Origin of the sequence: Chryseobacterium taeanense (genome assembly GCF_900099685.1) — a bacterium.
Lineage (GTDB): Bacteria > Bacteroidota > Bacteroidia > Flavobacteriales > Weeksellaceae > Chryseobacterium > Chryseobacterium taeanense.
The window spans coordinates 231169-250959 of sequence record NZ_FNDW01000003.1; the positions used below are offsets into that span (position 1 = coordinate 231169).

Sequence of the window (19791 nt, forward strand, 5' to 3'; positions counted from 1 at the left end):
TCTATTGAAATGAAAAGTTCTTTTTACATTGTATTTATTCAGAAGTAAAAGTCATTCTCTGGATTCTCACAGCATTGAGGATGGCCAGTAAAGCTACGCCGACATCTGCGAAGACGGCTTCCCACATCGTGGCTAAACCACCGGCACCCAAAATAAGAACTGCCGCTTTTACTACAAATGCTAACATGATATTCTGCCAGACAATCTTTTTCGTCTGCTTTCCGATATTAATAGCCATCGGAATTTTACCGGGTTTATCGTCCTGTATCACAACATCGGCAGTTTCGATGGTGGCATCACTTCCCAATCCACCCATGGCAATACCAACATCACTGAGGGCAACAACAGGAGCGTCATTCACACCGTCTCCTACAAAAGCAACAGTTTCTCTCTTTGCTTTTATTTCTTTTACTTTATTGACTTTATCTTCAGGAAGGAGGTCGCCATAGGCATTGAGAATTCCTAATTGATCTGCAACATGTTTTACTACTGATGTTTTGTCACCACTCAACATGGTGGTTTTTACATGAAGATTTTTCAGCTTGCTGATGGCTGATTGTGCATCTGTTTTTATCTCATCTGCAATGGTGAGATACCCGGCAAACTTTTTATCGTAAGCAATTGCTATTAAAGTATAGATAATATTTTCTGTATTGATATCATAGCTTATGTCAAACTGATCCATTAATTTCAGGTTACCAACCAGAAGTTCTTTACCATCAATCGTGGCTTTCAGTCCGCGTCCGGGGATTTCCTCCACGTCATTCAGGTCAACAGAGTGATCCGGTTCTCCGACATATTCGTGGATGGCGGTGGCCACAGGATGTGAACTTTTACTTTCGAGGGCATTAACGAGTTTAAGGATTTCATCTTTATCAATATCATTGATAAAAACAGCTTCCTGTACTTTAAAAACACCTTCCGTCAATGTTCCGGTTTTATCCATGACAACATTCTGAACATTGGCCAGAACATCCAGGAAATTGCTTCCTTTAAATAATATTCCGTTGCGGCTTCCGGCACCAATTCCTCCGAAGTAACCCAGCGGAATAGAGATCACCAAAGCACACGGACAAGAGATCACCAGGAATATCAATGCTCTGTAGAGCCAATCGCTGAAGTAATATTCATCTACGAAAAAATAAGGAAGCAGGGTTATTGCTATTGCCAGAAAAACAACAATAGGGGTGTATATTTTAGCAAATTTTCTGATGAAAAGCTCGGTGGGTGCTTTTTGAGCCGTCGCATTCTGAACCAACTCAAGAATTCTGCTCAGCTTACTGTCTTTGTAAGCAGCATTTACTTTAACCTGACTGAGAGTATTTAAATTAATCATCCCCGCCAGCACAAGATCACCTTTCATTTTGGTATCAGGCTTGCTTTCACCGGTCAGCGCAGCGGTATTAAATGAAGCTATTTCAGATAAAAGTTCTCCGTCCAGCCCCAGCTTTTCACCGGATTTCAACTGAATAATCTCTCCGACATTTACATTTTCGGCTTTTACGATCTGTGGTTTTCCGTCTTTTATAACAGTCACCTCATCGGGACGTTGATCGAGAAGTGATTTAATATTACTTTTTGCCCTGGTCACAGCCATTCCCTGGAACACTTCGCCAACGGAATAGAAAAGCATCACAGCAACGCCTTCCGGATATTCACCAATTGCAAAAGCTCCGACTGTAGCAATGCCCATCAGGAAAAACTCCGAGAATACATCTCCATGGGTAATACTTTCCCAAGCTTCTTTCAACACAGGCAATCCTACGGGAACATAGGCAACCAAATACCAAACCAGACGAATCCAGCCGGTGAACCAATCGGTTTTTATCAGGTGATCCAGCATAATGCCTGCGAGGAGCAATCCGAAAGATATGATAGCAGGAAGGAACATCTTAAATACAGACTGATTTCCTGTATCGTGGGAATGATCGTGATCATGACTGTCATGGTCGTGGTCGTGATGATGGTTTTGTTTTGCTTTTGTACTACAGCATTCTTCCATAACTTAAACTTTTCATCAAAAATATACATAAGCTTGATGCAATACTATTGCAAACTTTCCAGACAGCTTTCACAGATTCCTTTGGCAAAAAGGCGTATTTCATCAATGCGGAAATCAGTCTGCATATTTTCCGGGAAAGAAATATCTTCTTTACAGGTTGTCTGTTTACAGATTTTACAATAAAAATGCAGGTGCCAGTCTTTATGTGTATTTTCGCCGCATCCGTCGTGGCAGAGTTTGTATCTGGTCGTATTATTTTCCTGGATACTGTGGACAATTCCTTTTTCTTCGAACGTTTTTAAAGTTCTGTAAATGGTTGTTCTGTCTGCATTGTCAAAATGATTTTCGATTTCGGATAGTGACAAAGCCGCTTCCTGAGAACTCAAAAAGTCATACACCAGAATCCTCATGCTGGTGGGTTTGGTATTTTTATCTATTAATTTATTTTCGATATCTTTTTTCATAATCTTTGTAAATGCAATTCCCCTTCTCCTGATTTTTCCGTGAAGCTGTTCTACAGATTCTGCTTTCTCAAAGTTAACAGTTTAAAACAGATTAACCGATTATCCGGTGTTACTTTCGTTGCTTCAGCTCTAAGTTTAGGAACATTAACTGCTGAAATCACCAACCTAGTAGGTAGTATTGGCTCTGTAGACAGATATTCGAGCGGTTCAATTGTTGCTGTAAACAAATAGATGGATGGAGACGGTATAACCATGGGAAATATTATCATCATATGACCAAATGCGATCTTTGACACTGTTTCACAAAAGTTATAGCGCTTTCTATACAGAGAGCAACGCAGACAAACTAGGAAAAGCTTGCTCTCGATTTAATGAATATTAAAGTATATGAAAAAAACAGTAATGATATTACTTCTGGGCCTGCTGGCAAGTTGTGATCCTGGCTATGTTATATATGTTGCAAACAGATCGCAAAATAATGTATATCTTGAAACAGACCATGCAATTGAAAGCAGCTTGGTAAGTAAGAAAGGTCCGGCTTATGATTCTATTGTTTCAAAAAAAGTAAATCCTTTGCGTGCAAAAGAGTTATATAGATTAAGCAAAAATCAAAATATCTTATTATTTTCAAATTTAGGTGTACCGAACCCCAATTATTTTCCATATAAAAGCGTTAAAATAATTAAGGATTCGGATACTATTAAAATTGATAAAAGTAATTTAATGCAGAAATTAACGAAAGGAAAAAATAGTTCTTATTATATAAATATTAACTAACATTCCTTAAAACTTAAAAGAGTATTTGTTACTTTAAATAAGTCAGCCACTGCCTTTAACAGTGGCTGAATATTTTTAATCAATTCCTACATATTCGACGGTTAAGAAACATAATTAGAAAGGAAAAACAAAATTTAAAGTAATAAAGAGTAGGTTGAATTCAATCTGTATATACATTCTTTGTGTGTAAAGACAACACTGCAACCAATGTCATACAAGCTTTTGACAATAATTTTAAAGTTTACAGCATTTATCTAATATATTTTTAGCTAACAATACTCAAACTGATGCTGGATTTATTTAATTTTATGCTATGAAAGTTTTAATTATAAACGGCCCGAATCTTAACCTGCTGGGAACCCGTGAACCGGAAATCTACGGCACCATGTCGATGGAAGATTACCTGAGGCATTTAAAGCCTGAGTTTTCATCTCATGAACTGGATTATTATCAGTCTAATATTGAAGGTGAAATTATCAACCGGCTTCAGCAGGACGATTTTGATGCCCTGATTATTAATCCGGGTGCATTCACGCATTATTCTTATGCTATTGCCGATTGTCTGAAGAATATTGGTAAGCCAAAAGTGGAAGTGCATATCAGCAATATTTATAAAAGAGAGGAGTTTCGTCAAAAGTCTGTAACGGCAGCGAATACCGATGCGGTTTTGTCAGGTTTTGGGATGGATGGATACAGGCTGGCTTTGTTGAGTCTGGTTTCTGCTTAAGCTAAAATTCATCATCACAGGTTCACACGAATTTTACAGATTATTTGAGCAACAATAAGACGGTTAGGATTCTCAATAACTTATATAAAAAAGCCCCATCAAATGATGAGGCTTTGCATTTATTAAATTGTTTGCTCCTGCAGTTGAGGTCCTGATTTCACTAATTTCTTAGCTTCATCGGAATTGCAATACTGTTCAAAGTTTTTGATATATTTTGCAGCAAGATCTTTTGCTTTTTCTTCCCATTCTTCAACATTACTGTACGTATCACGAGGATCGAGGATGCCTTCAGAAACATTTGGCAAAGATGTAGGCACTTCCAGATTCATGATCGGGATTCTCGTCTTTGGAGCATCTTCGATAGAACAATCAATAATAGCATCAATAATTGCTCTTGTATCTTTTAATGAAATTCTTTTTCCTGTTCCGTTCCAGCCGGTATTTACCAGATAGGCTTTTGCTCCGTTTTCTTTCATTTTTCCGATCAGTGTTTTTGAATACATGGTAGGGTGCAATGTAAGGAAAGCTTCTCCGAACGCTGGTGAGAAAGATGGTTCCGGTTCTGTAATTCCTCTTTCTGTTCCTGCTAATTTTGAGGTATAACCACAAAGGAAATGATATTGTGCCTGATCTTCATCTAATATAGAAACCGGTGGCAATACTCCGAAAGCATCTGCAGAAAGGTAGACAACCTTCTTGGCGTGTCCTGCCTTTGAAGGAAGAACAATTTTATTGATATGGTAAATAGGATAAGATACTCTGGTATTTTCAGTGATAGAATTGTCTGTATAATCGGAAACACCATTATTCACGACAACATTCTCAAGAAGCGCATCTCTTCTGATGGCACCGAAAATATCCGGTTCTTTTTCTTCAGAAAGATCGATTACTTTTGCATAACATCCGCCTTCATAGTTGAAAACTCCTTTATGATCCCAACCGTGCTCATCGTCCCCGATCAGATATCTTTTCGGATCAGCAGATAATGTTGTTTTTCCTGTTCCGGAAAGTCCGAAGAAAAGGGCAACATCTCCGTCTTCGCCTACATTCGCAGAGCAGTGCATGGAAGCCATTCCTTTTAGCGGCAGGTAATAGTTCATCATTGAGAACATTCCTTTTTTCATTTCACCACCATACCATGTTCCTCCTATAATCTGAACTTTTTCAGTAAGATTAAACATAACGAAATTTTCAGAGTGCAATCCCTGTTCTTCCCAGTTTGGGTTTGTGGTTTTAGACCCGTTGATTACGGTGAAATCCGGTTCTCCAAAATTTTCCAGATCAAAATGCGAAGGGCGGATAAACATATTCGTGACGAAATGTGCCTGCCAAGCCACTTCAACGATGAATCTTACTTTTAATCTCGTATCTGCATTGGTTCCGCAAAAAGCATCCACCACGTAGATTTTTTTGGATGTTGAAAGCTGATTCAGCACTAATTCTTTACAAGATTGGAAAATTTCGGGAGTTGTAGGCAGGTTTACCTTGCCGTCCCAGAAAATTGTGTCTTTTGTAACATCATCCTGAACAATGTATCTGTCTTTAGGTGAACGACCTGTGAAAATTCCTGTTTTTACTGATACTGCACCAGATTCCGTAAGCTCAGCTTTTTCAAAGCCCTGATTTTCAGGAGAAACTTCAGCCTGATACAATGCTTCGTAAGAAGGATTATAAATGACTTCATAGTTTCCTTTAATCCCTAATTTTTCTAAATCCTGGATGATTTTAGCGTGTTTCATTTTACTTATATTTTCTATTTCTTTTTTGGGTCTTAACAAAATTAATATTAATTAATTGTTAAAAGTGGTTTAAATATAATGATATAAGTCAGAATGGCAAATAAAAAAACAAGTTTATAATCTACTGATTACAAACCTATTATATCCGACCATTCAAAAATAGTGTTAAAATCTTTGTCCCAAAAATAGTCCTTAAAGCCATCAAATTTTGAGCTCATGACAAAATCTCCACCCCATGCGCCTAAACTTTTGACAAAAACGGGGCAATCTGCAAAAAAACGATCCTTAACTGTAGGAATTTCAAGAAATTCTGCTATTTTTTGCTCATGAATTAACAATAAGTCGGAAAATTTTTCCAATTCACTGCATAATAAAATTTTTCTTGTAAGATCCGAAAATTCATCAACCAATTTTTGGGACTTCTTTTTTGACCTGTAAAAGTTGATTCCTTCACGACTATCCTGCTTCTGATTCAGGTGGATAAAAATCAGTTCATTTTTAAAAGAAGGATTGAAGTTTACCTTTTCATATTTTATCTCCGGCTTGTTTTGATAAAGCACTGCCGATTTCTCTTTTGCCACCGCTATATCATAACCGCTTCCGCCAAGACTTATCGTATTTAAATAAAAAGGATCTACATCTGCCCATTCTGCAAGATTATTCATTAAAGTAGAACTGCTTCCTAAGCCGTAGTCTGCCGGAAACTGAAGATTGGTCGTAAGATGGTAAGTAAAATTGTTTTTGAATTTTGTATTGGAAAGCAATTGAACGTTTTTTAATGTTTTTAAAATAAACTCAGCGCTTGTAGGGATATTGGTTTCCAAGATCCGCCAATTCCTATAATCGATGACAGCTTTTAACCATAATTTATTTTGGTGATAGGCCTCCCAGAAGATCAGGGATTTCCCGTCGTTTGTTTCTTTAAAAGAAAACTCTTGTCCCAGCTTAGTTGGTACCGCCAGGACAAGAGCTCCGTCTATTGCGAAATATTCTGAAGTAAGCATCAGCTTTCCCGGTGAAAATATTTCGCCCATGATTTTATTATATTTTTAGATTGCAGAAGCAATATCTACCGAACCATCAATTTTCTTGATTAATCCTTGTAGCGTTTTCCCAGGCCCAACTTCTACGAAATTAGTAGCACCGTCTTTAATCATATTCTGTACCGACTGTGTCCATTTTACAGGACCTGTCAATTGTGCAATCAGGTTTTTCTTAATCTCATCAGGATCAGAAACTGCCGTGGTCGTAATATTCTGATATACTGGAATTGTCGCTTTTCTAAATTTAGTCTGCTCTATGGCAGCTGCTAATCTTTCTTGTGCCGGCTGCATCAAAGGAGAATGGAATGCCCCGTTTACAGGCAATAATAATGCTCTTTTAGCTCCGGCTTCTTTTAGTTTTAGACACGCTTCTTCAACCGCAGTTGTTTCACCTGAAATAACCAGCTGACCAGGACAGTTGTAATTGGCAGGAACTACAATTCCGTTGATCTGGGAACATATTTCTTCAACTTTAGCATCTTCCAATCCTAAAATTGCAGCCATAGAACTCGGGTTGGCATCACAAGCAGCCTGCATCGCTTTAGCTCTTTCGGAAACCAGCTTCAGTCCGTCGTCAAAAGACAGAACCCCATTGGCAACCAATGCGGAAAATTCGCCTAGTGAGTGTCCGGCAACCATTTCTGCTCCGAGGCCGTTTACTGCTTTTAGTGCAGCAACAGAATGTATAAAAATTGAAGGTTGGGTAACTTCGGTCTTTTTAAGGTCATCATCTGTTCCGTTGAACATGATAGAAAGGATATCAAATCCTAAAATTTCGTTGGCAGATTCCATCAGATCTTTGATGTCTTTTCTAGAATCATATAATTCTTTTCCCATTCCTACGAACTGAGAACCCTGCCCAGGAAACACAAGTGCTTTCATGTATTAATTTAAAATATTTTGCAAATATAAATATAATGTTAATAATATTCTTTATAAGCGATCAAATCATTTATGGAACTAATCTGATAACACGGTATCCTGTATTTACGTACGCTCCATTTGCTTTAGCTTTTACAAACTCAAATTTGGTAGCCAGCTGAGTCTGAACTTTATTCATTTGCCTGAAAATTTCTCCTTTTTTATTTTCTCTCGTCAGCATATCATTAAGGATGTCAAAGCCTATGATTGCATACTTAGGAGGCGTTTTACAGTATTTATTTTTATAAGCGGCCAGAATTTCTTTTTCAAAATTTCCTTCCGTATTAATTGTTCTGTCCATGAGATAAACCAAATTTGCCTGAACCAAATCATCTACTTTTTTCTCAAAGACCGGAGCATAATGCATACTGAATGCTTTTACACCCTGAACTTCTTTTGACAAGGCAATTACTTTATTGGCGAACGCTTCACCTACAGCATCATTATCACTTGCAAGAATCGCGATTACCGGAGCAGATTGCCCTGTCATCATATTCTGATCCAACTGAATATCAGCAGCTGAATTTACAATCGTAACGTTAGGATTTTTCAGTACTTTTTCAAGGCCAGCCTTGATGTAATTTGCGTTTTCCTTTTTCGCGTCGGCCAATATATATATCTTCTGATCGGAATATGTAGCTTTTACTTCTTCTACAATTTTATCAGCATAGGTCTGGTCATTGGTTTCAACGATAATAAGGTTGCTGTAATTATACAATTCCGGAGAATTGGCAAAAGGAGCGACAATAGGAATTTTCTGATTTTTTGTAAAATCGAGAACATCAACAACATTCGATTTAAAGAATGGCCCAATGATTAAATCTGTATTATCAGGATTGATCTGTGTGAGTGAATTTCTGAAAGAAGCTTCGTTTCCTGAGTCTACAATTTTCACATCCAATTTTTGTCCGTTTCTTGCGTTTCTTTCAATGGCAAGCTTTGCTCCTGTAAGGAAATCCATTGCCATCGTTCTGTACTGAGTTTCTCCCGTACTGTATCCGAAAGGCAGCATTACGACAACACTCAATGCATCTCCGTTTTTCTTTACATAAGCGGGATCCATTTTTTTGATCTTAAGAACCATTCCTGTTCTTAATCCTTTGGAAAGTTCAGGATTCAGGGTAATTAATTCATCAATAGAAATCCCGAATTTGTTTACTATTGAAAATACGGTATCCCCTTGTTGAACGGTGTAGGTAACATAATCATCTGCCGCTATAGTATTTGCAGTCGCTGAGGATTTTTCGTTTCCTGAATCTACCTTTGTTTTCGAATTATTTTTTTCTTCAGAAACGTTTGTTCCTGAATAATTTTCGTCGTTCGATTTTTTAACTAAAATTTTTTCACCAGGTTTCAATCCTTTTTCTTCCAAACCAGGATTTAAAGCAAAGAGCTCTTCTTTGGTAAGGTTAAACTGTTTTGAAATTCTATAATAATTATCTTTCTGCTGAATGATGTATTCTCCTTCAGAAGCATTTACCACAGGCGTTTCAACTATTGTTTCCGAAGGTTTTACGGTTGACGATACGGCCTGCTGATTAGCTCCGTATTTTTTAATACTTTCAAGAGGTAAGGTAACCTCGTCACCAATCTTCATATGGGAATCCAGTTCAGGATTCAGTTTTCTGAGATCAGTTTCCGAAATTCTATACTGTTTTGTAATCCCATAAATCGTTTGCTTTGGCTGAAGAATGATCTTCCCCAACTCAACGCTACCTGCTGATTTTGTTGAAACAACCGCTTTTGATGAAACTACCGTTTTATCATTTTTAATCATTAAAACTTCACCAATGGCAAGCTTTCCGTCTTTTACAGAAGGGTTTAGTTTAAGTAATTCATCAACTGTAAGCCCGTATCTTTTAGCAATATTATAAGGGGTATCACCTTTTACGACGGTGTGCGATTTCTGAGCAGACACTCCCAAAACCATACATAAACTGGACAGAATAAAAAACCTCTTTATCATATTGGATCATTATATTTACAAAAATACTTCTTTAAAATTAAATGGCAAGGATTATTAATTTAGACTCCTCAATTTCCATCTCTTCTAAACAATTCGCAAGCCAGAAATAACCATGGTCTGCAAAAAAGACGCTGAAATTATATACTCTTTCCTGCCAGTTTTTAGAAGGGTGCACTTCAAGAAACAAATTTTCAAGTCTCTCGAGTAATTCGTTTTGTTTTATTTTCTCGGCATGTAACAGTCGTTTTTTCATTCTTTTGAATGATTTCAGCTGTCGTATTTCTTCAGCTTTCACCATATTGCCAAAGGATTTCTCGGTGGTTTCAGCAGCTTTCTTTAATTCAGAAAACTGATGTATTAATTTATTTTCTTTGTCTTGAAGCAATGATAAAATCTCATTATTGTCTAAGATTTTAGCGTTGGTAATCGCTGTGAAATTCTTGAAAAAATCTTCTATTTTTAATTGTAATTTCTCAATTTTCCCCAGTGTTTTTTCCTTTAAAAACAGCATTGAATTTCTAGGAATCAGAATTGGAAACGGCAGATTGATCTCTGTAAAATAGTCTTTCAATTCGAGCCAATACATGATTTCGGCATTTCCTCCAATATATGCCAGGTTTGGTAAAATAGTTTCCTGATATACAGGACGCATTAAGGCATTTGGACTAAATTTTTCCGGATGCTTTTCAAGTTCGTCGAGAATTTCTTCCTGGGTAAACTGTATATTTTTATCAACGATAATATATTTATTTCCGTAAAAATCTATTCTGTCTCTCGTATCCGTTAAATAAAAAAGATTGATTTCACGAGGATTTACCTGAACTTTTCCATATTTTTCGGTTAAGAATTCTACTTTTTCTTTTGAGGTTTTCTGCAAAGTAAAGTTGAGAAGTTCATCTTTGAATGTATCTTTTATTTGCTTTTTCAATTCCTTAGAATCTCCGTCTACCATCAACAAGCCGAAATCGGAGAACAATCGATTAACTAAAATCCTAATAGCTTCCGTTAAAGTATTGCCAGCTTTGTAAGCTTCTTTCAACATTAAAATCAGCTCTGTGCCAAAAACAAAATCTTTAAACTCTTTCTCAAATTCTGAAATGAAAAATGTATCTGTAATCTGAATTCTTCCGACCGCCCCACCGGATTTTTCATTGATTTCGTAATAATTATTCTCTGTTTTAAAATGATTAATTTCTGCAAAATCATGGTCTTCCGAAGCCATCCAATAGACCGGAACAAAATTAAATTCCGGGAACTTTTCTTTTAGATAAGAACACGTTTTGATGGCCTGTAAAATTTTATATACAAAAAAAACAGGTCCGGAAAAGAGGTTCAGCTGGTGTCCCGTAGTGATCGTAAATGTATTCTGAAGTTTTAAATCATTCAAATTCTGTCTTTGGCTCAACGAAAATTTAAGACCAGAAAGTTGATCTTCCAACGCTTCAGCAAGAATTTCTCTCTGCGCCGAAGTGAACGAATTTTGCTTCTGATGAAGTTGCTTTTTAAAATGATCTAAAGAAAATGTGTATTCTTCAAAACCCTCAATTTTCTGATTTAAAAAATCTTTTATCAGTTGAGGAATGCTTTCTATATCCTGAAATGATATCTTGTTAATTGTTTTCAACCTATATTTAATTTTAGTTGAACAAATACCATACAATTCCGAGGTTCAATCTGAAATCATAGACCGGATAACTTGGAAATGCGTAAGCTTTGTTGTGGGAAATTAAAGTTCCGATCTGTTGCCCTTCGATGAAGAAGAACATTTTTTTAACTTTCATATTAAAGTAAATATCTGCGATCGGCTGCCCGCCAATTGAAAATGAATTGGCACCTGGTAAAATATACTCATTAAGAATCGGGAAATATTCTCTGGATGCAAATTTCGAGAAATAATATACCTTTATCCCGGCCTGAATTTCTGCGGCATTTTTAAATGCTTTTGACTGGTAAAAGAAATTGGCTCTTCCAATGAATCCGGGCAATGGCAAAAGGTCTTTGTTAGTTAACACATTCTGAAACTGCAATCTTGTATTTAAATGAAAATTTCCATAGCTGAAAGTGGCATCACCTCCAATCTGTGAAATATTGACTGAGCTTTCGCTTTGTTTCGGCATGGCTGCTATATCAAAGTAAGTATAATTTTCAATTCTGAAATAATTGGCAAACAATTCAGTTTTAAACCATTTCAGGTTGAGACTTCCGCCTGCCTCCATTATTGTCTGGTTCTGAGCGTTCTGGAAATAGTAGTTAAAATTATTATAAATTGACGTATTCAGTAGATAATTAAAAGATGGATAAGCTGTTTGAAAATTTAATTTAGCATTTACGAAATAGTCTTTTACTGGCTCAAATTTGATATTGTTTGTCGTTTTCAGGTAATTGCCGAACTGGTTTCCTTTTGAAACTTCTAAAAATGAATTTAGCTGAATCTTATCAAAAAGTCTGATTTGTAAATTACCTACGGCTCCAATTCTGTTTTCCTTGATTTCTGTAGGAATTTCAAGTAAAGGCAGAACAATCTCACTGGATCCTAATTTCAACATCTGATATCGAACCCCTGCATCAAGTTTGAACTTTTCATTATCCCAAACCAGACTTACCGTATTGCTGAAATTGTCTGAATATTTTTTTGTCGAGACAGGTCCTCCATCCACTAGCTGTTGTGGAGCATCATACCAATAAGATTCTGCAGCACTTTGCGTATAATAATATTTATTTCCCTGATGAGAAATCGTATGTCTGATTTTAAAAGGTATTTTTTCTGAATTGAAAGGAGCAAACTGATGCGTAAGGTAATATCTGCGGTACGAAAACTGAGAGCTTGAAGATGACAGATTAACTTGCATATTCTGTCTGTTTTTAGAATCACTATTGCCATTCTGGAAGAGACTGTCTACAGCAATTCCTCCGTTTTCCTGATTGTTTACGTTCTGATGAAGGTAATGGGCAAATAACTCATAATTTCCACTCTTTGAAATATAATGTCCTGAAAATAAAGTATTGTTATTAGATGCTAATGAATTCCTGTACATTCCCTGAGATCGCAACCCACTATATTCCATTGAAAAATTGAATCTTTTCCCTATATTCTGAGTGTAGGAAGATCTTAAAGCCGCGCCGTTTTTCATGGCATTATGATAAATGAAAGTGGCTGTTGGTGTTTTAACATCATAATAATGAATATCATTTACACTAAGAATTCCATATGATTTGTTGGTGGGTAATAATGCCAAATTCTGCTCTGAATTAAACTCATAGGAAATAGGGTTGAAACCAGCCCCAATATTCGCAGGTTGTACTCTGCCAAAATTATCTCTATTGTTGTATTGTGAATATATATATGTTTTATCAAATGTCATTACCGTATCAAACACTTTTTTTTCTGAAAATTGCGTTTGATATAGATAGTCATTTATAGTTGGTTTGAATATTTTTAAAGAGTCTTTCTTTCCTGAATCGATGACCAGGGTGTCTTTTGCTTCTAACTTTTTATCAAGCCTGTTTGAATCTGTCTTATTAACAACCTGAGCATTAGCCACAAAACTAAAGAAAGTTATTATGAAAAGTATATACTTCATTATTCTTTTTTGTACAGCAAAAATAAGAAATAATGGGGAATAAAAAACCCCGCACAATAATGTGCAGGGCATAATAAAAATAATCAATTTTAATTTTGATTCCAGAATGGAGTATACTGATTTTTAACAAACAGCTGTTGGCTAGTAATATTTGGTACATTAGCAGAGTTTGCAGAAAATTCAGTTGAAGGGTACATTAAACGATATGGTTTATTAGCAACAGTTGCAGAAGCCGCCATAGGAGTAAAAGGATATCCTGTTCTTAAATAGTCTATATAAGATTCTATAGGAGATACGTTTGTTAACCCAATCCACTTTTGAGTCATAATAGCTTCTAGTTTATTATTAAATGAGCCTGTCCATCCTAAGCCTGTCCTAGTTGCAATATCTGTTTTATAAGTACCCATTGTTGTACCAAGCCATGATGCGGAGGCATCTATACCTGCATTGAAATAAGTATTAGCTTGCGCATCTGAACCAAAAATTGTAGGATATCTTAGAGCTGCTTCAGCAAGTAAAAACTTGGTTTCTGCCAAAGACATTATCATACCGCCTCTAGCATTACCATTTGCAATTGTTAAAGATGCACTACCAGCAAAATTACCATTAGCAAATTTAGAAACAGTAGTCAAGTCTAATGGAGCACCAGACTCTCCCGGTAAGGCTCCTTGTCTTGTACCTTTAACTTGTGGCACTCCTTGATAAGTTACTGAAGAAAATAATCTAAACCTTCTAGGATCTACAATGCCATTAAATTTAGCATCACTTGGAAGAGTTGAAAATGGAGTTACACTACCTACTGTATTACCATTTAAAGCTATTGCCATATGTTCAGATACTGTTATCCAGTTATACCTTGCAGCAGTGGCACCAGCAGAATTTACTCTGTACGAAACAAGAAATGGATTCATTTTATCATCATTAGCACCGCTATAACCAGGATTTACTATTACATTACCCATATTGAAATCTGCATCAGTTAAACCATTAAAATCTGCTAATTTAGAATCTCTGTATGTTGCCATATCTCCAGTAACATTAGACATTCTTAATAGCATTCTTAATTTGATTGTTCTTGCAAAATTTTTCCACTTACCCATAGAACCAGAGAAAATAACATCTTCTCCACCTGGCACAATTGCAGTGGAACCAGCATTATCAATTAAAGAAATTGAAGCATCTAAATCTGAAATTAGAGCTTTATAAATACTTTGATCATCATCATATTTAGGAGTAGTATTAAAACTTCTCTTGAAAGCTTCAGAATAAGGAGCATCTCCATAAAGATCTACAATATATTGCATATAGAAAGCCTTCATAATTTTTGCCATAGCAACATAATTATCTTGCGTACGATCTGCATTATTATAATCTTCTATAAGCTTAAAATTCGCACATTGCAGGTATATTGTAGACCAAATACCTGAATAGAAGGAACTATCTACTGTACTAAGAGTAAATTCTCTACCAAAGTATCCACTAGTGAAAGAATAGCTATTAAGAGCCCAGCTATTCATCATTGTGCCGCCAAGTTCCATCAAAGAGCCTGCACCGCCAGTTTGTACGGCATGAATAGAAACGGCAGCACCCGGAAAAATAAGTTTAGGTGAGACATCTTCAATATGTGCAGAATTTGGATTTTCGTTTATATCCAAATAATCATTACAAGATACCACTCCCAAAGAGAGAGATAGTATAAGGATTGTATTTATAATTTTATTCATAATTTTAAATTTTAAAAGGTTGCACTAAAACTAAAGCCGTAAGTTCTGGTAGTAGGATACTGCCCGGTTTGAGCTATACCATTAGCATTTGGACCACCTGTACCCAAGGCTTGACCTGGTTGTTTATTAATAGCACCAGTATTACTTGTAGTTTCAGGATCTGCATAGTTTGCATTAGAATCTGCGTACCAAACAAAAGGATTTCTAGCGTAAACACCAAAAGACATACTATTTACAAATGTGTTTTGTAATAAAGATTTTGGAAGAGTATAACTTAGAGCAATCTCTCTTATCTTAAGAGTAGTACCGTCCACTATATAGTTTTCACCTACTGCAGGATAACTTGCCCCAAAATAATTAACAACACTTGCATAACTTGCTACACCATTAACGGGAGTGGTATTCGCAACATAAGCACCACCAACTAATTGTACAGAGTTAGGTACAATATAACCTTTAGATCTATCAAAATTAGCAGATTCTTCTAACTGACCATTTTGCGACATACCGTTCTTAACCAAGGCTATAAAGCTATTTCCAGTACGATAATCTGCAGTACCGGAAAGTGTAAACCCTTTGTATCTGAACGAAGTACTAAAACCTAAAATATAATCAGGATTTACTTTACCAAGAACCTGCAAGTCAGAATTTACCAAAGGAATACCATTAGCACCAACAATTACTCTGCCTTGGTCATCTCTTTGGTATGTAGTTCCCATAATTAGAGGGAAATCCTCACCTACTTTAGCATATACACCAAAAGGAGCATAAGCTAACAATGAAACCCTATCTACACCACCATCAAGTGCTGTAACTTTAGATTTATATGCAGAATAAGAACCACTCAGTTTCCACTCAAAATCTTTAGATCTGAAAGGCACTATTTCTAGATCGAATTCTTGTCCTTTATTAGTCATATCTCCAACATTTCCCAAAAAAGTAGCAACACCAGAAGCAGAAGAAGTAGTTTTTCTTGTAATAAGATCATTAACCTTCAAATCATAAATAGCAGCCCCTAATGAAATTCTATCTTTAAAGAACCCTAACTGTAAAGACGCTTCCTTAGAATAGGTAAATTCAGGATTAATATCTGGATCTGTAGGATTTCTATTTATCGCAAATGAAGATACGTTAAAAGGAAAACCTGCAGGTATTAAACCTGTAACTTCATCGGTTCCATAAGTTGGAATCGCAGCCGCACTCCCTACTTTTGTATATCCAACAGAGATCTTAGCATAACTTAGTACATGATTATTTCTTAAAACATCAAATGCTTTTGTAGGCACAAATGACGCTCCAACGGAATAATAAGGGAGAGCTTTAGTTGTGAATTCATCCGTACCAGTAGGTCTGGTAGCTGTCGCTGAATTTCCTTCGTATCTAAATGTAGAGTTTACGAATAAATAATCTTTATAAGACAAATCTAAATTTGCCAGACCTGCTACAGTTCTTCTTCTAGATTGTGTATTTGCCAAATTACTCGTTGTATCGAGATTCTGAACGTTATTAATATGATAGAAACCTGGTATTTGCAGATTAGAACCACCTTGGGTAACAACTGAAGAACTAACATCAGTATTATTAAAACCAACGTTTAACTTCATATTGATATCATCAGTTAAGTCATAATTAAAATTAACCAATAAATCACCGTAATAATCAAACGTCCTACCTATACTCTTATAATAATTAGATATTACGTCTTGAGTACCAAATATGTCTGAAGCAGGATTTAAACCATCTAAAAATGTTCCTGAATTTGACCATTGATGTTCAGAATATAAAAAACCATTATTATGACTTTCCCCCAAAGTAGACAGTGTACGCATATTTGCTAAATAAGAAACACTTATGTTTTTATTAATTTCGTATTCAGCTTTTAAGTTACCCACAAAAGTTGTAGACTTATTGTCATATCTCACATTTTCTATTTGCCAATATGGATTGGGATTATGACCATACACCGTCCAGGCACCCATTGCCCCGGAATGAGCAAATTTAGTAACATCTACGTTTGTAGGTGTATTCAATAATTCATTATAAAGGTTAGGATCAGTTTCAGAAGTATGCTGATCTATCAAGTTGAAAACACCATCGATTCTAAAATTGCCTAACTTTTTACCTGCTTTAAAGAGGATATTATTTCTTTTCAGTTGATCCTGATCTACTACGAAATCATTCTGTACTCTATTCAATGATAAAAACGCGTAAGAATCTCTACCTCCAACATTCATCGATATACCATTTTGATACAGAACACCTGTCTTAAAAAACTTTTTATAATTATCTTTTATAGGAGCAAAAGCGCCAGTTATAAAACTACCATCAGCCTGAGGCAAACCAATCGGCAAAATCTGACCTGCTAAAGCAGGTGTAGAATAATCCGGCCCCCAACTACCATTCTCGTAAGGAACCCAATTGGTTCCACCATATTCATTCGGATCAAAATCAGTTGGTTCGCCTACCCATCCCTGTCCATATCTTTGTTGAACTTTAGGCAGCTTATAAATTGATGTAAAATCAATATTAGAACTTAATGTAAAAGTAATCTTTTCTGAATTACTTCCTTTTTTAGTCGTTACTATTATCGCACCATTACTCCCTTGAGAACCATATAATGCAGCGCCTTGTTGTCCTTTGATAACATTCACGCTTTCTATAACTTCAGGTGGCAATTGCTGGAAAATTGTAGCAGTTGAAATTGCCCCATCAATAACAACAAGCGCACTATTGTCACCTGTAATTGATCTCTGACCACGAAGATTAATAGTTACCTGGGAGTTCACGCTAGTGTTAGGAACATTAATTTGTAATCCAGAAACCTTCCCCGTTAATGCTTGTACGGCATTTGGATTTCCCGCTTTTTTAAGTTCATCTGTTTTAATAACTGCATTACTACCAATTACTGCATCTTGCTTCTTTTTAATACCCAATGCGCCAGTAACAATTACTTCTTCAATAGTCTTTTCTTTAGTTATAGTGTCTTTTTTTGTTTCTTGTGCAAAAGCCGTTTGTCCCAAAAAGAACAACGCTCCCGCACTTAATACACGTAATTTAACATTCATATTAACAAATTTTAATATTTACAATGGCAAATATGTTAATAAATATTAAAATTACCAAACAACAAAATCACACAACTCCTTAATAATCAAATATATAATTTAACTAAACTTCGATTTTTAATTAATTTTTTTATCTCATAATTTATTTTTATAAAAAAAAATCTGTTATTAAATTTTATTCACTAGATTTATTTTATGTGAAAAAAATTATTTAGAATAGTTCTAAATTTTAATTAATCTATTAAAAACTAATTCTGCCAGTTTATTTTAGAATAGACATAAAAAAGCCGTCTCAAGTTTGAGACGGCTTTATAGTTTATATTATTACTTAAATCTTGGTACTAATTGGAGTAGCCCGGATTTTGAACTACTGGTGTTCCAGGAACATTAATTTCAGCTCTTGGAATTGGGAATGCTAATAAATTATTTCCAATATTCCTTACCTGAACCGCTGCTCCGGCAGTACTTCTCTGCGTAATCGGCTGTCCTCTTCTTAAAAGATCAAACATACCAAATCCTTCTCCTACGAATTCTTTTTTCTTTTCTAGATAGATGTCATCAAGAGTCACTGATGTGACAGGAGTATAATTTGATATTCTATTTTGTAAAATAAGATTATAATATGTTACCGCTTTACTTGGGGTTCCTCCTGCATTTAATTCAGCTTCGGCTCCATTTAACAAAGCTTCTTCGTAGCGAACTAATTTTATATTATCAAAAGTATTTGCATATTTACCATTAAGAACTAATCCTGTAGTGATACCATTAAGAATAGCACCTGAAGTGACACCTCCGTTAAGCCTTATATCATTAGTACTATAAGTATTTCTTAAAGCTGCTAGAACTTTCATGTTTCCATAACCAGAAGGCGCTGTTAATAATTTATATGATACTGATGTCGTACCTAAATCGCCTAAAGTTCCAATAGCCAATTCAAACATAGAGTTTTGAGCAGAAGTACTTCTAAAGCTATTAGCATAATCACCTCTTCCAATAACAGAATATTTACCAGCTGATACAACATCATTAACTAAGCTTCTTACTTTTGCATAATCTCCTTTGTAAAGATAATACCTTGACATCAAAGTCTTTACTGAGATCGTATTTAAAACTGTTTTATCTGTATAATTATCTAACGCTGGACTCATTAAGGCGATAGCCTGATCAAAATCGCTTTCAATTTGAGTACGAACCTGAGTAACAGAAGCTCTTGGTTGAAGTGCAGTTGGATCGTATTTTGTAGGAATAACAATTCCATCAGTACCTCCTGAATATTCCTGCCCATATAGCCTTAAAGCATCAAAGAATGCCAATGCTCTTGCAGCATAAGACTGACCTTTAAGATAATTTGCTTTGGCAGTAATAGCAGCAGGATCGGCACTGGCTTTCCACGTAAGCGGAGAAGCCGGCTGATTGTTAATTACAGTATTCGCCAATGCAACGACTCTGTACATTTGTGTATAAGGACCAGAGGCATAGGCATCACTCGACAACATTGAATAATTACTTACCGTATTGTAATAGCCACTTGCATTATTGGAAAACATATTATCACTTCTGATTTCCGCGATCATAAGGAAATCACAACCATAATAATTTGTACTTCTCATTGCATTATATTGACCTCTTACAGTAGACTCCATCTCTTCAATAGAAACAAGAGGGCGCTGTTCAATAGACTGAAAAAATTCAGTTTCAATAAAATCATTACTACAAGACGTTAATAATGTTCCTGCAGACATGCATATAAATACATATTTTAATATACTATTTTTCATTTTC

Annotated in this window: 13 protein-coding genes; 2 read left to right on the forward strand and 11 right to left on the reverse strand. The window is 35.7% G+C overall.

The genetic code is table 11. The features are described from left to right. Positions 1-34: 34 nt before the first annotated feature. Both BLR30_RS06605 and BLR30_RS06610 read right to left on the reverse strand, forming a co-directional pair. Positions 35-2002 (reverse strand): heavy metal translocating P-type ATPase, encoded by a 1968-nt coding sequence (locus BLR30_RS06605; RefSeq protein ID WP_089856318.1) that lies wholly within the window; start codon positions 2000-2002, stop codon positions 35-37. Between the two features lie 44 nt (positions 2003-2046). Then, the gene (locus BLR30_RS06610) at positions 2047-2466 is read right to left on the reverse strand and encodes a Fur family transcriptional regulator (RefSeq protein WP_089856319.1); all 420 of its coding nucleotides are present in this window, start codon (positions 2464-2466) and stop codon (positions 2047-2049) included. Between the two features lie 387 nt (positions 2467-2853). On the opposite strand from BLR30_RS06610, the gene BLR30_RS06620 reads away from it, so the two are divergent. Together BLR30_RS06620 and BLR30_RS06625 are read left to right on the forward strand one after the other, a co-directional pair. After that, a complete protein-coding gene (locus tag BLR30_RS06620; RefSeq protein ID WP_089856323.1) occupies positions 2854-3243 on the forward strand; it encodes a hypothetical protein in 390 nt (129 codons plus the stop codon). A 313-nt stretch (positions 3244-3556) separates the two neighbouring features. Continuing rightward, positions 3557-3970 carry a type II 3-dehydroquinate dehydratase gene (locus BLR30_RS06625; RefSeq protein ID WP_089856326.1) on the forward strand — a complete coding sequence of 138 codons (414 nt, stop codon included), beginning with the start codon at positions 3557-3559 and terminating at the stop codon, positions 3968-3970. A 122-nt stretch (positions 3971-4092) separates the two neighbouring features. Here BLR30_RS06625 and pckA read toward each other — a convergent pair whose 3' ends face one another. The 9 genes from pckA to BLR30_RS06670 all read right to left on the reverse strand — a co-directional run bounded on the left by pckA (position 4093) and on the right by BLR30_RS06670 (position 19787). Continuing rightward, complete coding sequence (pckA, locus tag BLR30_RS06630) at positions 4093-5709, reverse strand: phosphoenolpyruvate carboxykinase (ATP) (protein ID WP_089856328.1); 1617 nt, start codon at positions 5707-5709, stop codon at positions 4093-4095. A 128-nt stretch (positions 5710-5837) separates the two neighbouring features. After that, complete coding sequence (locus BLR30_RS06635) at positions 5838-6743, reverse strand: GYDIA family GHMP kinase (protein ID WP_089856330.1); 906 nt, start codon at positions 6741-6743, stop codon at positions 5838-5840. Between the two features lie 15 nt (positions 6744-6758). Beyond that, positions 6759-7634, reverse strand: a complete 876-nt coding sequence (fabD, locus tag BLR30_RS06640; RefSeq protein WP_089856332.1) for an ACP S-malonyltransferase — start codon at positions 7632-7634, stop codon at positions 6759-6761. A gap of 70 nt (positions 7635-7704) precedes the next feature. Next, positions 7705-9639: an amino acid ABC transporter substrate-binding protein gene (locus BLR30_RS06645; RefSeq protein ID WP_175443613.1), complete on the reverse strand. Its 1935-nt coding sequence runs from the start codon at positions 9637-9639 to the stop codon at positions 7705-7707. Positions 9640-9676: 37 nt separating this feature from the next. Beyond that, positions 9677-11263, reverse strand: coding sequence for a bacillithiol biosynthesis cysteine-adding enzyme BshC (gene bshC, locus BLR30_RS06650; protein WP_089856336.1), 1587 nt, complete (start codon positions 11261-11263; stop codon positions 9677-9679). 13 nt (positions 11264-11276) lie between these two features. Further along, entirely contained in the window at positions 11277-13220 is a 1944-nt protein-coding gene (locus BLR30_RS06655) for a putative porin (protein ID WP_089856339.1), read from the reverse strand. A gap of 89 nt (positions 13221-13309) precedes the next feature. Further along, positions 13310-14944 carry a SusD/RagB family nutrient-binding outer membrane lipoprotein gene (locus tag BLR30_RS06660; RefSeq protein WP_089856342.1) on the reverse strand — a complete coding sequence of 545 codons (1635 nt, stop codon included), beginning with the start codon at positions 14942-14944 and terminating at the stop codon, positions 13310-13312. An 11-nt stretch (positions 14945-14955) separates the two neighbouring features. Continuing rightward, a complete protein-coding gene (locus tag BLR30_RS06665; protein ID WP_089856345.1) occupies positions 14956-18009 on the reverse strand; it encodes a SusC/RagA family TonB-linked outer membrane protein in 3054 nt (1017 codons plus the stop codon). 341 nt (positions 18010-18350) lie between these two features. After that, positions 18351-19787, reverse strand: a complete 1437-nt coding sequence (locus BLR30_RS06670) for a RagB/SusD family nutrient uptake outer membrane protein (protein ID WP_089856545.1) — start codon at positions 19785-19787, stop codon at positions 18351-18353. Positions 19788-19791: the final 4 nt, after the last annotated feature.

Coding starts and splice junctions, on each gene's coding strand:
- BLR30_RS06665 (WP_089856345.1), bottom strand. CDS start 18,009: ATGAATGTTAAATTACGTGTATTAAGTGCGGGAGCGTTGTTCTTTTTG.
- BLR30_RS06635 (WP_089856330.1), bottom strand. CDS start 6,743: ATGGGCGAAATATTTTCACCGGGAAAGCTGATGCTTACTTCAGAATAT.
- BLR30_RS06610 (WP_089856319.1), bottom strand. CDS start 2,466: ATGAAAAAAGATATCGAAAATAAATTAATAGATAAAAATACCAAACCC.
- BLR30_RS06660 (WP_089856342.1), bottom strand. CDS start 14,944: ATGAATAAAATTATAAATACAATCCTTATACTATCTCTCTCTTTGGGA.
- BLR30_RS06625 (WP_089856326.1), top strand. CDS start 3,557: ATGAAAGTTTTAATTATAAACGGCCCGAATCTTAACCTGCTGGGAACC.
- BLR30_RS06605 (WP_089856318.1), bottom strand. CDS start 2,002: ATGGAAGAATGCTGTAGTACAAAAGCAAAACAAAACCATCATCACGAC.
- pckA (WP_089856328.1), bottom strand. CDS start 5,709: ATGAAACACGCTAAAATCATCCAGGATTTAGAAAAATTAGGGATTAAA.
- BLR30_RS06620 (WP_089856323.1), top strand. CDS start 2,854: ATGAAAAAAACAGTAATGATATTACTTCTGGGCCTGCTGGCAAGTTGT.
- fabD (WP_089856332.1), bottom strand. CDS start 7,634: ATGAAAGCACTTGTGTTTCCTGGGCAGGGTTCTCAGTTCGTAGGAATG.
- BLR30_RS06670 (WP_089856545.1), bottom strand. CDS start 19,787: ATGAAAAATAGTATATTAAAATATGTATTTATATGCATGTCTGCAGGA.
- BLR30_RS06645 (WP_175443613.1), bottom strand. CDS start 9,639: ATGATAAAGAGGTTTTTTATTCTGTCCAGTTTATGTATGGTTTTGGGA.
- BLR30_RS06655 (WP_089856339.1), bottom strand. CDS start 13,220: ATGAAGTATATACTTTTCATAATAACTTTCTTTAGTTTTGTGGCTAAT.